The following is a 13430-nucleotide window of genomic DNA, read 5'->3' on the forward strand; positions in this document are numbered from 1 at the left end:
TTAACCGCTCAGGCCACTAGTGAATTCAAGTATGTACACACCATCCGGAGCGGCAGCAGGAGGATTCGGGCTGTTGGACAAGAACATCTCGATATGATCCCAGGCCTCCCTCCCCTGGTAACGCGGCAGGTTAAATCTGACCGGATTGAAGTTGGCCAAATAGTCCTCGTCCACCCCAGCAATCGGGTCGTTGACGAAACTCAGTGCATCATTCGGCCGAAGTAATTCCGGACTGTTCATATCAATGGTGAGCGTCAGCTTGGGATCGAGCTCACTGGGTTGGCCTTCTGAATCCACCACCCGGTAATACAACTCCACCGTTCCGGAGCGCTCTCTCAGCATGGCCAGCGGCACGTGCATTTCTATAAACGCGGGCAAATCCGGCGGAGGCGCATTGATGATTTGAAAGTCAGCCAATCTCTGCAAACCATCCCGTTCCCAGAACAGAGAAAGCCTGTGTGGCGTATCGGCCGCTTCAGGGGGCGGTGCCCACAGCGGTATTCTGACCAGCAAAGGGGCCAGTAGCAGACGAGCCGCTACTAACCCTCTGGGGTCTAGAGGGTCAACGCCTGGGATATCCATCGGGGGCAGTGCCAAAACATTCCCGTCGTGCAATGAGGAACACGGCGTCAGCAGTCGGGTTACCTTGGAAGCGGACATGCTCTTTCCTCAAGATAATTGGCCGGTTGCAAGGGAGTAGCTGCCGACCACGTTTAAGGCAAAGTAAACGCCTTATCCCCAGCGTCGGATACTGTCAGAACTAACAGGTAAGAGGTGCCACTCGTCGTTTTAGTCAGGCCAGCGAACCGTGTGCCCCCCGAAAATCACTTGACGAAAACTCCTGCATATCGTTTCCTGAAACCGGTTTCATTCGCCCGTTTGTGTGCCTGAACCAGACAAATCCAATAAGAAAGGCCCGCCACCGTGACTTCTTTTTCCGCCGCCCAGCGCAGCCGTGTGACCATGCTTGACGTGGCCGAGCGCGCCGGGGTTTCCAAAGCCAGCGTGTCGCGCTTTATCGGTGACGACCGCGCCCTGCTCTCCGATGCCATTGCCTTGCGCATCGAACAGGCCATTGATGAACTTGGCTACCGCCCCAACCAGATGGCCCGTGGCTTGAAACGCGGCCGCACCCGCCTGATCGGCATGCTGGTGGCCGATATCCGCAACCCCTATTCGATTGCCGTGATGCACGGTGTGGAAACTGCCTGCCGCAAGCACGGCTACAGCCTGGTGGTGTGCAACACCGACCGCGATGACGAGCAAGAGCGCCTGCACCTGGCGGCCTTGCGTGCCTACAACATCGAAGGCTTGATCGTGAATACCCTTGGCCATCACCTCGACCAGTTGCTGGAGCTGCAACGGGAAATGCCCCTGGTGCTGGTAGACCGCAAGGTCGAACCATTGCACAGCGACCTGGTCGGCCTGGATAACCCGGCGGCAGTGCGCATGGCCATCGACCATCTTGAACAACAGGGCTATCGGGATGTGCTGCTGGTCAGCGAACCGCCCGATGGCACCAGCTCGCGAGTAGAGCGGGTGGAGAGTTTCAAGACCGAGATCACCCGGCGTTCAAACTTGACCGGCGCGGTGCTGGAAATCGACGACGCATTGAACAGTCACCTGCGTACCTTCATGGCAACGACTCAAAACGCCCCCAAAGCCCTGTTCTGCGCTAACGGTATCGCCGCGCTGGCGTGTACCAAAGCCTTGCGAGACGTGGGCTGCACGCTGTTCGAGGACATCGGCCTGATCGCCCTGGATGACCTGGATTGGTACCCGCTCGTGGGCAGTGGCATCACTGCCCTCGCTCAGCCCACCGAGGCCATTGGTACCCAGGCATTCGAGTGTTTGCTCAAGCGTTTGCGCGGTGATACCGAGCCTACGCGGACCCTGGATTTCCTGCCCCAGTTGATTATCCGTGGGTCGACGCAACCCTTTGTGGGAGCCGAGCTTGCCCGCGATGGCGGTGTGTCAGCCAACAGAAATATTGACTGACCGGCCGCTATCGCGGGCAAACCCGACTCCCACATTTGATCTTCGATAAAAAATGAAACCGGTTTCAGAGGTAAATAACAATGCACAAGTACCCCGTCTCCATCAGCCTTTCCAGCTACGGCGCCGACCTTGTCCGGCAACGTGGCCAGTTGAGTTTTGTCGAGTTGCTGGCTACGGCCGGCGCCCAACGCATCGAATGGCGTGAAGAGTTACTGACCCACGAACAGCCTGGCGAGCTGGCGCAAGCAGCGGCGAACCATGGCCTGGAATGCGTATTTTCTTCACCGCTGGAACTGTGGGTCGCCGGACGCGCGCAACCCAATGCCGAGCTGGCCACCACCCTTGACCGTGCCCAGACCTTTGGTGCCCGCTGGCTGAAAGTCTCCCTCGGTTATTTCACTGACACCAACGACCTGCAAAGTCTGAGTGCCCTGCTCAACCGTCATCCGGTACGCCTGCTGGTGGAAAACGACCAGACCCTGCATGGCGGGCGTATCGAGCCGATGCAGCGTTTCTTCAATGAAGTCGAGCGGCTGCAGGTGCCGGTCAAGATGACCTTCGACATCGGCAACTGGCAATGGCAGGACCAGTCCGCCACTACTGCTGCGCGCCTGCTGGGCCGGCATGTGGACTACCTGCACTGCAAAGCGGTGGCCCGTCGCGCCGACGGCAAGCTGGTGGCCCTGGCGCCCGGCGCCGCTGACTTGCATCTCTGGGAACAACTGCTGCGGCACATGACTCAAGGTATTACACGGGCCGTGGAATTTCCGCTGCAAGGCGAAGACCTCGTCCAAGTCACGGCACAGCAGGTTGCCGCCCTCGCCCTCCTTGGCCAGCCTCGCGTGGAGAACGCTCATGTCTGAGATCGATATTCTGTCATTTGGCGAAACCATGGCGATGTTTGTTGCCGAGCAGACCGGTGATTTGGCCAGCGTTGGCCAATTTCACAAGCGCATCGCCGGGGCCGACAGTAACGTTGCTATTGGCCTGTCGCGCCTGGGTTTCAACGTTGCCTGGCTCAGTCGGGTCGGTGATGACTCTCTAGGCCGCTTTGTTCTGGACACCTTACGCAACGAAGGCCTGGATTGCAGCCTGGTGGAGGTCGATCCACTGCACCCCACAGGCTTTCAATTCAAGTCCCGGGAAGACGCCGGCGCCGATCCGCAAGTCGAATACTTTCGTCGCGGCTCGGCGGCCAGTCATTTGTCCGTCGCGGCTATCCGCCCCGAGGTGTTGCAGGCTCGCCATCTACACGCCACCGGCATTCCTCCGGCGCTGTCCGATGCCACCCGTGACCTGTCCCGGCAATTGATGATGCAAATGCGCAAAGCTGGCCGCAGCGTGTCGTTTGACCCCAACTTGCGCCCGGCCCTGTGGGCCAATGAACAACGCATGATCAGCGAAATCAACGCCCTCGCCTGCCTGGCGGATTGGGTGTTGCCAGGCCTAAGTGAAGGCCGCCTGCTCACCGGCTTCGAGGACCCGGCCGACATTGCCGCGTTTTATCTGGACCAAGGCGTCGAAGCGGTAGCCATCAAGCTCGGCCCTCATGGCGCGTACTACCGCACTCAACTGGACCAGGGCTTCATCGCCGCCGTGCCGGTGGCCAAGGTCGTTGACACCGTCGGTGCCGGTGACGGATTTGCCGTGGGCATGATCAGCGCCCTGCTGGAAAACCTCAGCTTCAGCGAAGCCGTGCAACGCGCTAACTGGATCGGCAGTCGCGCGGTGCAGAGCCGTGGCGACATGGAGGGCCTGCCGTCCCGGACCGATCTGCCGGACGCCTCTTTGTGGCGAGCGGGCTTGCCCGCGTTGGGCTGCGCAGCAGCCCTGAGAAGCTGAACTCGACTCTTTCAAAAGGAACTCAGTGCGGGGTTCCAGGGCTGCTACGCAGCCCAACGCGGGCAAGCCCGCTCGCCACAGTAAGCCCGCTCACCACACCTGTTGCCACAACTACAACAAGCTCAGGAGCACACTCATGGAAACCTTGAAACTCGCCACCCGTCGTTGGTGGTACATCATGCCGATCGTGTTTATCACCTATAGCCTGGCGTACCTGGACCGTGCCAACTATGGCTTCGCCGCCGCCTCAGGCATGGCCGAAGACTTGATGATCACGCCGGGCATGTCGTCACTGCTCGGTGCACTGTTCTTCCTCGGTTACTTTTTCTTCCAGGTGCCGGGGGCGATCTACGCGCAGAAACGCAGTGTGAAGAAGCTGATTTTTGTCAGCCTGATCCTCTGGGGCGGCCTGGCCACCTTGACCGGTATCGTCTCCAACGCCTACATGCTGATCGGCATCCGCTTCATGCTCGGCGTGGTGGAAGCCGCCGTGATGCCGGCGATGCTGGTGTACCTGTGCCACTGGTTCACCCGGGCCGAACGCTCCCGGGCCAATACCTTCCTGATCCTCGGCAACCCGGTGACCATGCTCTGGATGTCCGTGGTGTCGGGCTATCTGGTGCAGCATTTCAGCTGGCGCTGGATGTTTATCGTCGAAGGCTTGCCGGCGGTGCTCTGGGCGTTTATCTGGTGGCGCCTGGCCGATGAGCGTCCAGCCGATGCCAAGTGGCTGAGCGCGCAACACAAGCAAGACCTCGAAAGCGCGCTGGCGGCCGAACAGGTGGGCATCAAGGCGGTGAAAAACTACGCCGAAGCCTTCCGTTCGCCCAAAGTGATCATCCTGGCCCTGCAATTTTTCTGCTGGAGCATTGGGGTTTATGGCTTTGTGCTGTGGCTGCCGTCGATCCTCAAGGCAGGCCTGCAAATGGACATGGTCGAGGCCGGCTGGCTGTCGGCGCTGCCTTACTTGGCCGCAGTGATCGCCATGCTGGCGGTGTCCTGGGGCTCGGACAAGCTGCAAAAGCGTAAACGTTTTGTCTGGCCGCCGCTGCTGATTGCCTCGGTTGCCTTCTACGGCTCCTATGCCTTGGGCGCCGAGCACTTCTGGTGGTCGTACACGTTGTTGGTGATCGCCGGCGCCTGCATGTACGCACCCTACGGACCCTTTTTCGCGATTGTTCCGGAAATCCTCCCGACCAACGTCGCCGGCGGCGCCATGGCGCTGATCAACAGCATGGGCGCGCTGGGCTCCTTTGGCGGTTCGTACCTGGTGGGTTACCTCAATAGCAGCACCGGCTCCCCCGGCGCGTCCTACTTGCTGATGAGCGGCGCACTGTTGGTATCGGTGGTGTTGACGATTTTTCTCAAGCCCGGCGCCAGTGACCGGGAACAGCCTCGGCCAGTCCCTTTGCGCCCCCTTGAATTGAAGGTAAGAACCTGATGAAAAAGCATGTCGTACTATACAAAAAACTCTCCGCGCCGCTGATGGCCCGTTTGCAGGAAGCGGCCGACGTCACGCTGATCGAAAGCCTCGACGCCGGCGGCCTGGCACAGTTGCGCGATGCTCTGCCCACAGCGCAAGGGCTATTGGGCGCCAGCCTGCGTCTGGATGCGAAGCTGCTGGACCGGGCGCCGCAGTTGGAAGCGGTGGCCAGTGTCTCGGTAGGTGTCGATAACTACGACATCGACTACCTGACCCAACGCGGGATCCTCCTCAGCAATACCCCGGACGTGCTTACCGAAACCACCGCCGACACCGGTTTCGCGCTGATCCTGGCCACCGCTCGCCGAGTGGTAGAGCTGGCCAATATGGTGCGTGCCGGCAACTGGAACCAGAACATTGGCCCGCTGCATTTTGGCAGCGACGTGCATGGCAAGACCCTGGGCATTATCGGCATGGGCCGTATCGGTGAAGCCTTGGCCCAGCGCGGGCACTTTGGGTTTGGCATGCCGGTGATCTACCACAGCCACTCACCAAAGCCTGCGGTGGAACACCGTTTTGGCGCCGAGTACCGCAACCTGCCGGACTTGCTCAAACAAGCCGACTTCGTTTGCCTGACCTTGCCATTGACCGCCGAAACTGAAGGCCTGATCGGCGCCAAGGAATTCGCACAAATGGGCCCGGAGACGATCTTTATCAACATCTCCCGAGGCAAGGTGGTGGACGAAGCGGCACTGATCGACGCCTTGCAGCAACGCACCATTCGGGCGGCCGGGTTGGATGTATTCGAGCGCGAGCCGTTGAACCACGATTCACCCTTGCTGAGCCTGACCAACGTAGTCGCCACTCCACACATCGGTTCCGCCACCCATGAAACCCGCGAGGCGATGGCACGGTGTGCGGTGGACAATCTGCTGGAGGCGCTGGAGGGTAAGCGGCCGAAGAATCTGGTGAATCCACGAGCCTGGAAACACTGAATGCTTTGACACTGTAGCCGCTGCCGAGGCACGAGGCTGCGATAAGGGCCGAAGGACCTTCGCCAGTTTCAAGATCCTGACGACTGCTGCGCAGCCGATCGCAGGCTGCGCCAGCGGCTACAGGTGATCGACAGCGATTCTGTAGCCGCTGCCGAGGCACGGGGCTGCGATAAGGGCCGAAGGACCTTCAGTGTTCAAGATCCTGGCGACTGCTGCGCAGCCGATCGCAGGCTGCGCCAGCGGCTACAGGTGATCGACAGCGGTTCTGTAGCCGCTGCCGAGGCACGAGGCTGCGATAAGGGCCGAAGGACCTTCGCCAGTTTCAAGATCCTGACGACTGCTGCGCAGCCGATCGCAGGCTGCGCCAGCGGCTACAGGTGATCGACAGCGGTTCTGTAGCCGCTGCCGAGGTACGGGGCTGCGATAAGGACCGCAGGACCTTCGCCAGTTTCAAGATCCTGACGACTGCTGCGCAGCCGATCGCAGGCTGCGCCAGCGGCTACAGGTGATCGACAGCGGTTCTGTAGCCGCTGCCGAGGCACGGGGCTGCGATCGGGTTGCGAAGCAGCCCCCGACAACGAGCCTTTTCAGATCACAAACCGCGCCACCATCCCATTCAAATCCACCGCCAATCTCGACAGTTCATGACTGGCCACGCTGGTCTGATTCGCCCCGGTAGCGGACTGCGTTGCCAGGTCACGGATATTCACCAGGTTACGGTCCACCTCGCGGGAAACCTGCGCCTGTTCCTCCGAAGCGCTGGCAATCACCAGGTTACGTTCGTTGATCAGGCCGATGGATTCGGTGATTTGCTCCAGCGCCACGCCGGCAGCGCGGGCCATTTCCAGGGTGCTTTGGGTGCGCTGGTTGCTTTGCTGCATGGATTGCACCGCTTCACCGGTACCGTTCTGGATACCGGCGACCATTTTTTCGATTTCCTGGGTCGACTGCTGGGTGCGATGGGCAAGGGCCCGCACTTCGTCAGCCACCACGGCAAAACCACGTCCGGCTTCACCCGCCCGGGCCGCCTCAATCGCGGCGTTGAGTGCCAGCAGGTTGGTCTGTTCGGCAATCGCGCGGATCACGTCCAATACCTTGCCAATATCACGCCCCTGGGTGGCCAGGCCTTCGATCAGCACCGAGGTGCTTTGCACGTCCCGGGTCATGATCTGGATGGCGCTTACGGTTTCCACTACCCGGTCGCGCCCTTCCCGTGCGGCCTGGTTCGACTGCGCCGAGGCTTCTGAAGTCGACACCGCATTGCGCGCCACCTCTTCCACTGCCGCCGTCATCTCATTGACGGCAGTGGCTGCCTGTTCGATTTCGTTGTTCTGTTGCTGCAAGCCCCGGGAGGACTCTTCGGTGACGGCACTGAGTTCTTCAGCCGCAGAAGCCAGTTGCGTGGCAGAGCCGGCTATGTGCTGGATAGTCTGACGCAGGTTGGCCTGCATGGCCGCCAATGCGCCCAACAAACGGGCCGGCTCATCCTTGCCCTCGTCGGCGATGACTTCGGTCAGGTTGCCGCCGGCGATGGTTTGGGCGACCTCCACCGCTTTGCGTAACGGCGTGACGATGCTGCGGGTCAGCAGCCAGGCGAGTAATACAGTCAACACCGCTGCCAGCACCGCCACCGAGATAATGCCGGTGACTGCCGCGTCGTAACTCTCCCCCGCCAGGATGCCGGCGTGCCGGGCATCGGCGTTATTAATGGCAATCAGCTTGTTCAACTGCTCGCCCATCTGATCGGTGCCATCCTTGATCTTGCTGTTAATCAGCGCACGCATATCATCCAACTTGTCTTGGCGCGACAACTCCATCATCTGCGATTGGGCCGCCAGATAATTTTCCAGCGTGCCGACAAAGGTCTTGTACAGCACTGCCTCCTCGGCACTGGCCGGCATCGCGGCGTAGCCGGTCTGGGCTTGCTTGACCTTGTCCACTAGCACGCCGATACGCACTTGAGCTTCTTGCAAGGCTGCCGGCTCCCGGTTGACCAACACCCGGAACGACAGAATCCGTAGGCGCAGCACGTTTTCGGTCATGTTGCCCAAAAAGCCGACACTGGGCAGTTGGTTGGTTTCCATGTCCAGCGATGCCTGGCGGATCAACGTCATGCGGTTGACCGCAAACACCCCCAGCACAATGACAAACAACGCAATGGCCGCAAAACCCAGAAAAGCCCGAGGGGCAATATTCAAATGACGGAGGGACATAGGAGAGCTCTCAGAAGGTGGTGGCTGCATGCATCCCTGCCGCGACACGACCAGCCGGCGTCAACGCGCGTGACTGATCGTTCGGCGCCACTGTTGTCATTGTTGTGGGCCTATGAGAGGTATCGGCAGGACTCGGTATTTAATGCAGGGGCTGGAGAAATATTTCTTCACACTTCTGACAGTGGTCACTTTCTGGCATCCTGCGCCTCCTTTTTCCTACCCGAGCCCGTATTTTGTCTGACGCTCAAGCCCCTCGCCCCCGCTATAAATCCGACCTGATCTACGGCCTGGAAGACCGCCCGCATTTCACCGCAGCGATTTTTGCCGCGTTGCAGCATGTGCTAGCCAGTTTTGTCGGCATCATCACCCCGACGTTGATTGTCGGCGGCGTACTTGGCCTGGAAAGCGAAGTGCCGTACCTGGTGAGCATGGCGCTGTTCGTTTCCGGGCTGGGCACCTTTGTTCAGGCTCGACGCTTTGGCCCTATAGGTTCAGGGTTGTTGTGCCTGCAAGGCACCAGTTTCTCGTTTATCAGCGTGATCCTCAGCGCCGGCTTCATGGTCAAGGCCCGAGGCGGCGGCACCGATGAAATTCTCTCGACGATCTTCGGCATCTGCTTCTTCGCGGCGTTTATCGAAGTGGTGCTCAGCCAGTTCATTGGCAAGTTGCGCATGCTGATCACGCCGGTGGTCACCGGTACCATCATTACCCTGATGGGCCTATCGCTGATCAAGGTGGCGGTCACCGACATGGCGGGCGGCTATGGTGCCAGCGACCTGGGCGCGGCCGGTAATATGGGGCTGGCGGCGCTCGTGCTGCTGACCATCGTGGTGCTCAATCGCTTCAACAACCCGTTCCTGCGCCTGGGCTCGATCGTGATTGGCCTGACCCTGGGCTTCGTGGTCGCCTGGTGGCTGGGCCGCGTGGATCTTGCGGCGTTGCCTCAAGTGCCGTTGATCAGCGTACCGGTGCCGTTCAAGTACGGGTTTTCCTTTGACTGGGTGGCATTTATTCCGGTGGCCGTGATCTTCCTGATTTCCCCGCTGGAAGCCGCCGGTGACCTGACCGCCAACTCGATGATTTCCCAGCAGCCGGTCAAAGGCCCGCTGTACATCAAGCGCATCAAGTCCGGACTGCTGGCCGACGGCCTCAACTCGGCAATGGCGGCCACCTTCAACAGCCTGCCAATGGTGACGTTCGCCCAGAACAACGGCGTGATCCAGCTGACCGGCGTGGCCAGCCGTTACGTGGCGTACTTCATTGCAGGGCTGTTGGTCCTGCTTGGGTTGTTCCCGGTGATCGGCGCGGTGTTGCAGTTGATGCCCAAGCCTGTACTGGGCGGCGCCACGCTGATCATGTTCGGCACGGTGGCGGTGGCCGGGATCAAGATCCTCGCCGAAGCCGGCCTGCATCGGCGCAACGTGCTGATCGTGGCGATTTCCCTTGGGATGGGCCTGGGTGTGGCGGCGGTGCCGGAAGTGCTGCGTGATCTGCCCAAGGCGCTGCACAACATCTTCGAGTCACCGATCACCGTCGGTGCGTTCTGCGCTATCGTGCTGAACATCTTCCTGCCGGAAGAGTTCATAGAACTGGAAGAAGATGAATTTGATCCGGAAGCGGCCACCCTCAAGGTGATGCAAGACCCGGACGTCACGAAATAGGAACCCTTTATGCGCAGATTCGCTGGCCTGACCCTTTCACTGCTGCTGCTCACCTTGAGCGCCTGCGCCCTGTTCCCCAATCGCGACCCGGTGAACATCAACGTGGTGGGCATCGAGCCGCTGCAAAGCCAGGACCTGGAAGTGCGTTTTGCCGTGAAGCTGCGGGTGCAGAACCCCAATGAAACGGCGATCGACTACAACGGTGTGGCCCTGGACCTGGAGGTCAATGGCCGACCGCTGGCGTCGGGGGTCAGCGATCAGCAGGGATCCATCCCGCGGTTTTCCGAGACCGTTCTGATGGTGCCGGTGAGTGTTTCAGCGTTTTCCGTGTTGCGCCAAACCCTGGGCCTGAGCCAGACCCAGGGTTTGAACAACTTGCCCTACGTCTTGCGCGGCAAACTGGCGGGCGGGCTGTTCGGGACCATGCGCTTTGTGGATCGCGGCACCCTGGACCTGCCGAACGCCGCCGCTACCTGGTAGTCACACCTTGTAAACATGGAGGGCCCTGCACCATGGACGCGCAACCAACGCTGTACACCGAACGCCTGATTCTACTTCCGCTGACCCTCGACGATGCCGAGGGTATCCAGCAGCACTTCCCTCATTGGGAAGTAGTGCGTTACCTCAATGCCCAGGTGCCCTGGCCCTACCCGACCGATGGTGCCCGTACCTACCTGGAAAAGATCGCCTTGCCAGCGATCGCCCGGGGTGAGGAATGGCACTGGTCGATCCGCCTGAAAAGCGCACCGGAGCAACTGATCGGCAACATCAGCCTGATGGACGAAGTCGACAATAACCGTGGGTTCTGGCTGGGGCCACAGTGGCAAGGCCAGGGGCTGATGGCCGAGGCCAGTGCGTCGGTGACCGACTATTGGTTCAAGGTACTTGAACGGCCTGTGATGCGGGTACCCAAGGCAGCGCCGAACACGGCGTCCCGCCGGATTTCCGAGCGTACGGGGATGCGTTTGATCAGGAGTGACGAAGGCCAGTTTGTCGAAGGCAATTTCCCACGTGACATCTGGGAAATCACCCGCGAGGAATGGCTGCTCAGTCGCTGATAAACCGTACGCCCGGCTTGGCCCGCTCATCCACGGTCAGCTCAAACACATCCGGCCGGGCGTAGTGGCCAACCACGTCGTAGTCATACCGTGCCCGCACCAGGTCATCGGTATCAATTTGAGCCGTGAGCAACCCCGCCCCACCGAGCAAAGGCCCGGCCAGAATGTCGCCCATCGGCCCGACAATCACACTGCCACCGGCAATCAGCGGACGCTCGGCGGGCCAGTTGGCAACCTCTACGCCCAATGCCTCGGGTGACGCCTGAACCTGGCAGGCACTGACCACAAAGCAGCGCCCCTCATGGGCGATATGCCGCATGCTGACCTGCCACATTTCCCGCTCATCCACCGTTGGTGCGCACCACACCTCCACGCCCTTGGCATACATCGCCGTGCGCAACAGAGGCATCATGTTTTCCCAGCAAACCGCGCCACCAATGCGTCCCACCGCGGTGTCGATCACAGGCAGGGTGGAGCCGTCGCCCTTGCCCCAGATCAGCCGTTCGGTGCCGGTAGGCATCAGTTTGCGATGCTTGGCCACCAAACCGCCCTGAGGCTCGAAATACAGCACCGTGCAGTACAACGTGCTGCCACAGCGTTCGATCACACCCAGTACCAGGCTCGCACCGGTGCGTGCCGACAGGCCGGCCAAGGCGTCAGTTTCGCTGCCCGGCACGTCGATCGCATTGGCGAAGTAGCGGGCAAACGTTTCACGACCTTCCGGCAAACGGTAACCCAGCTGCGTGCCAAACCCTTCGCCTTTGGGATAACCGCCGAGCAGGGCCTCAGGCATCACCACTAATTGCGCACCGCTGTGGGTGATGGCGTCTTCGTAGGAAAGGATCTGCTCCAGGGTTTCACCCTTGCCGCCGGGCAAGGAGCCAACTTGCAAGGCAGCCACAGTAGAGAGGGGCATCGGGGTCACTCCGAATCAATGGGGGTTGCCCATTCTCCGGCCAACACTGATCATGAATAAAGCCCACCTCGCTGCTAAATGATATGAGCCAAATGAATATCGCCCAAGTCGATCTCAACCTGCTGAAAGCCTTCGAAGCCCTGCACGATGAGTCCAGCGCCAGCCGTGCGGCACTGCGTCTGGGCGTCACGCAATCGGCCGTCAGCGCAGCCTTGCGGCGTTTGCGCGAGCTGTATGGCGATCAGTTGTTTGTGCGCACTGGCCGAGGCCTGGCGCCCACCTTGCGGGCCAATCAATTGAAACCGGTGATCAGCGAAGCACTGGATCGTTGCCGGCAAAGCCTGGCGATGGTCGATCCTCACGGCAGTCATTATCAGGGGCGTTCGGTAGCGCTGGGTTTATCCGATGATTTCGAGATTGCCTATGGCCGGCGCCTGATCGAGGAAATCGCCCGGCGTGCACCGAAGCTGCGGGTGATCTTCCGCCAGACCCACAGCCAGATCGTCGCCAATGCCCTGCTCGATCGCACCCTGGACCTGGCAATCACTGCCGGTGGCTTCGCTGAACGGCGACTGAGCCGGCAGGTGCTGGGGGAAGGTGATTATCAGTGCCTGGTGGACCCCGGCAGTGTGGAGCCCGGTCAGCAGAGCATCGGCCTTGACGAGTTCGTCGAGCGTGAGCATGTGTTGGTGTCGTCTGGCGGGTTTATCGGGATCACCGATGAAGGGTTGGCTGCGCTGGGTTTGAGTCGCCAGGTCTGCGCCTCAACCACACACTTTGCGGCCCTGCCGTTCCTGCTCAAGGGCAGCCAGGCGGTGGCGACCATTCCCGGGCACGCGGCCCAGGCCATCGCCCGAATGACCGGTTTGACGGTACTGCCGTGCCCTCTGGCATTACCGCGTTATCCGGTGGAGCTGGGGTGGCGCACCCAGGCCCAGTTGGACCCGTTGCTGCTGAAGGTGCGCGAGGCCGTGGTTGCCTGTTTTACTTGGCCGCCATCAGTCGATTGACTTCACTGCGCACCATGTTGGCAAATTCCGGCGGCGACATGCTGTCCAGCTCTGAACGTACCCACTCGGACCACTTGCCCTTGCGCTTGGCGCGTTCGCCAAACAAGCGTGCACCTTCGCCCTTGGCCTTGCCCAGATTGCTTTGCCACAGGTCATACAGACGGGACTTTTCATCTTCAAGCGCGGCGCGCTCGGCTAGGGGCTTGTTGGCCAGATTGAAGCTCATGTGGAGTTACCTGCTGCGTAAATAGGTGACATCTTACACTGTAGGTGGAAATGTCTGAGTTCGGATTTATTATCAGATGAGCAACGGC

13 protein-coding genes are annotated in these 13430 nt (G+C 60.5%); 9 read left to right on the top strand and 4 right to left on the bottom strand.

Going from position 1 to position 13430, the window contains the following annotated elements:
* Entirely contained in the window at positions 1–660 is a 660-nt protein-coding gene (locus tag J7E41_RS10365; protein ID WP_251029443.1) for a hypothetical protein, read from the bottom strand.
* A gap of 264 nt (positions 661–924) precedes the next feature.
* Between J7E41_RS10365 and J7E41_RS10370 the strand changes: the two genes are divergently transcribed.
* The 5 genes from J7E41_RS10370 (at position 925) to J7E41_RS10390 (ending at position 6258) form a co-directional block, all read left to right on the top strand.
* Positions 925–1998: a LacI family DNA-binding transcriptional regulator gene (locus J7E41_RS10370; RefSeq protein ID WP_353049399.1), complete on the top strand. Its 1074-nt coding sequence runs from the start codon at positions 925–927 to the stop codon at positions 1996–1998.
* Between the two features lie 80 nt (positions 1999–2078).
* The gene (locus J7E41_RS10375) at positions 2079–2861 is read left to right on the top strand and encodes a sugar phosphate isomerase/epimerase family protein (RefSeq protein ID WP_214992409.1); all 783 of its coding nucleotides are present in this window, start codon (positions 2079–2081) and stop codon (positions 2859–2861) included.
* A complete protein-coding gene (locus J7E41_RS10380; RefSeq protein WP_214992411.1) occupies positions 2854–3840 on the top strand; it encodes a sugar kinase in 987 nt (328 codons plus the stop codon). Before J7E41_RS10375 ends, J7E41_RS10380 begins: the two co-directional genes overlap by 8 nt.
* Before the next feature lie 136 nt (positions 3841–3976).
* Entirely contained in the window at positions 3977–5281 is a 1305-nt protein-coding gene (locus J7E41_RS10385; protein WP_214992413.1) for an MFS transporter, read from the top strand.
* A complete protein-coding gene (locus tag J7E41_RS10390) occupies positions 5281–6258 on the top strand; it encodes a 2-hydroxyacid dehydrogenase (RefSeq protein WP_214992415.1) in 978 nt (325 codons plus the stop codon). Before J7E41_RS10385 ends, J7E41_RS10390 begins: the two co-directional genes overlap by 1 nt.
* Positions 6259–6845: 587 nt before the next feature.
* Here the strand turns inward: J7E41_RS10390 and J7E41_RS10395 are convergent.
* The gene (locus tag J7E41_RS10395; protein WP_214992417.1) at positions 6846–8471 is read right to left on the bottom strand and encodes a methyl-accepting chemotaxis protein; all 1626 of its coding nucleotides are present in this window, start codon (positions 8469–8471) and stop codon (positions 6846–6848) included.
* 233 nt (positions 8472–8704) lie between these two features.
* Between J7E41_RS10395 and J7E41_RS10400 the strand changes: the two genes are divergently transcribed.
* From J7E41_RS10400 to J7E41_RS10410, 3 genes are read left to right on the top strand one after another with little or no spacing between them, the layout of a single operon-like run.
* Complete coding sequence (locus J7E41_RS10400) at positions 8705–10132, top strand: nucleobase:cation symporter-2 family protein (protein ID WP_214992419.1); 1428 nt, start codon at positions 8705–8707, stop codon at positions 10130–10132.
* A 9-nt stretch (positions 10133–10141) separates the two neighbouring features.
* Entirely contained in the window at positions 10142–10612 is a 471-nt protein-coding gene (locus J7E41_RS10405) for an LEA type 2 family protein (protein ID WP_214992421.1), read from the top strand.
* A gap of 32 nt (positions 10613–10644) precedes the next feature.
* Positions 10645–11190: a GNAT family N-acetyltransferase gene (locus tag J7E41_RS10410; RefSeq protein WP_214992424.1), complete on the top strand. Its 546-nt coding sequence runs from the start codon at positions 10645–10647 to the stop codon at positions 11188–11190.
* Here the strand turns inward: J7E41_RS10410 and J7E41_RS10415 are convergent.
* The gene (locus J7E41_RS10415; protein ID WP_214992427.1) at positions 11180–12106 is read right to left on the bottom strand and encodes a carbon-nitrogen hydrolase family protein; all 927 of its coding nucleotides are present in this window, start codon (positions 12104–12106) and stop codon (positions 11180–11182) included. The two genes, J7E41_RS10410 and J7E41_RS10415, sit on opposite strands and share 11 nt — an antisense overlap.
* A gap of 83 nt (positions 12107–12189) precedes the next feature.
* Between J7E41_RS10415 and J7E41_RS10420 the strand changes: the two genes are divergently transcribed.
* Complete coding sequence (locus J7E41_RS10420; protein WP_214992429.1) at positions 12190–13116, top strand: LysR family transcriptional regulator; 927 nt, start codon at positions 12190–12192, stop codon at positions 13114–13116.
* On the opposite strand, the gene J7E41_RS10425 is transcribed toward J7E41_RS10420, so the two are convergent.
* Positions 13091–13342, bottom strand: coding sequence for a hypothetical protein (locus tag J7E41_RS10425; protein ID WP_214992431.1), 252 nt, complete (start codon positions 13340–13342; stop codon positions 13091–13093). The genes J7E41_RS10420 and J7E41_RS10425 overlap by 26 nt on opposite strands.
* Between the last annotated feature and the right edge of the window lie 88 nt (positions 13343–13430).

This window comes from Pseudomonas fluorescens (genome assembly GCF_018614655.1).
Classification (GTDB): Bacteria; Pseudomonadota; Gammaproteobacteria; order Pseudomonadales; family Pseudomonadaceae; genus Aquipseudomonas; species Aquipseudomonas fluorescens_BX.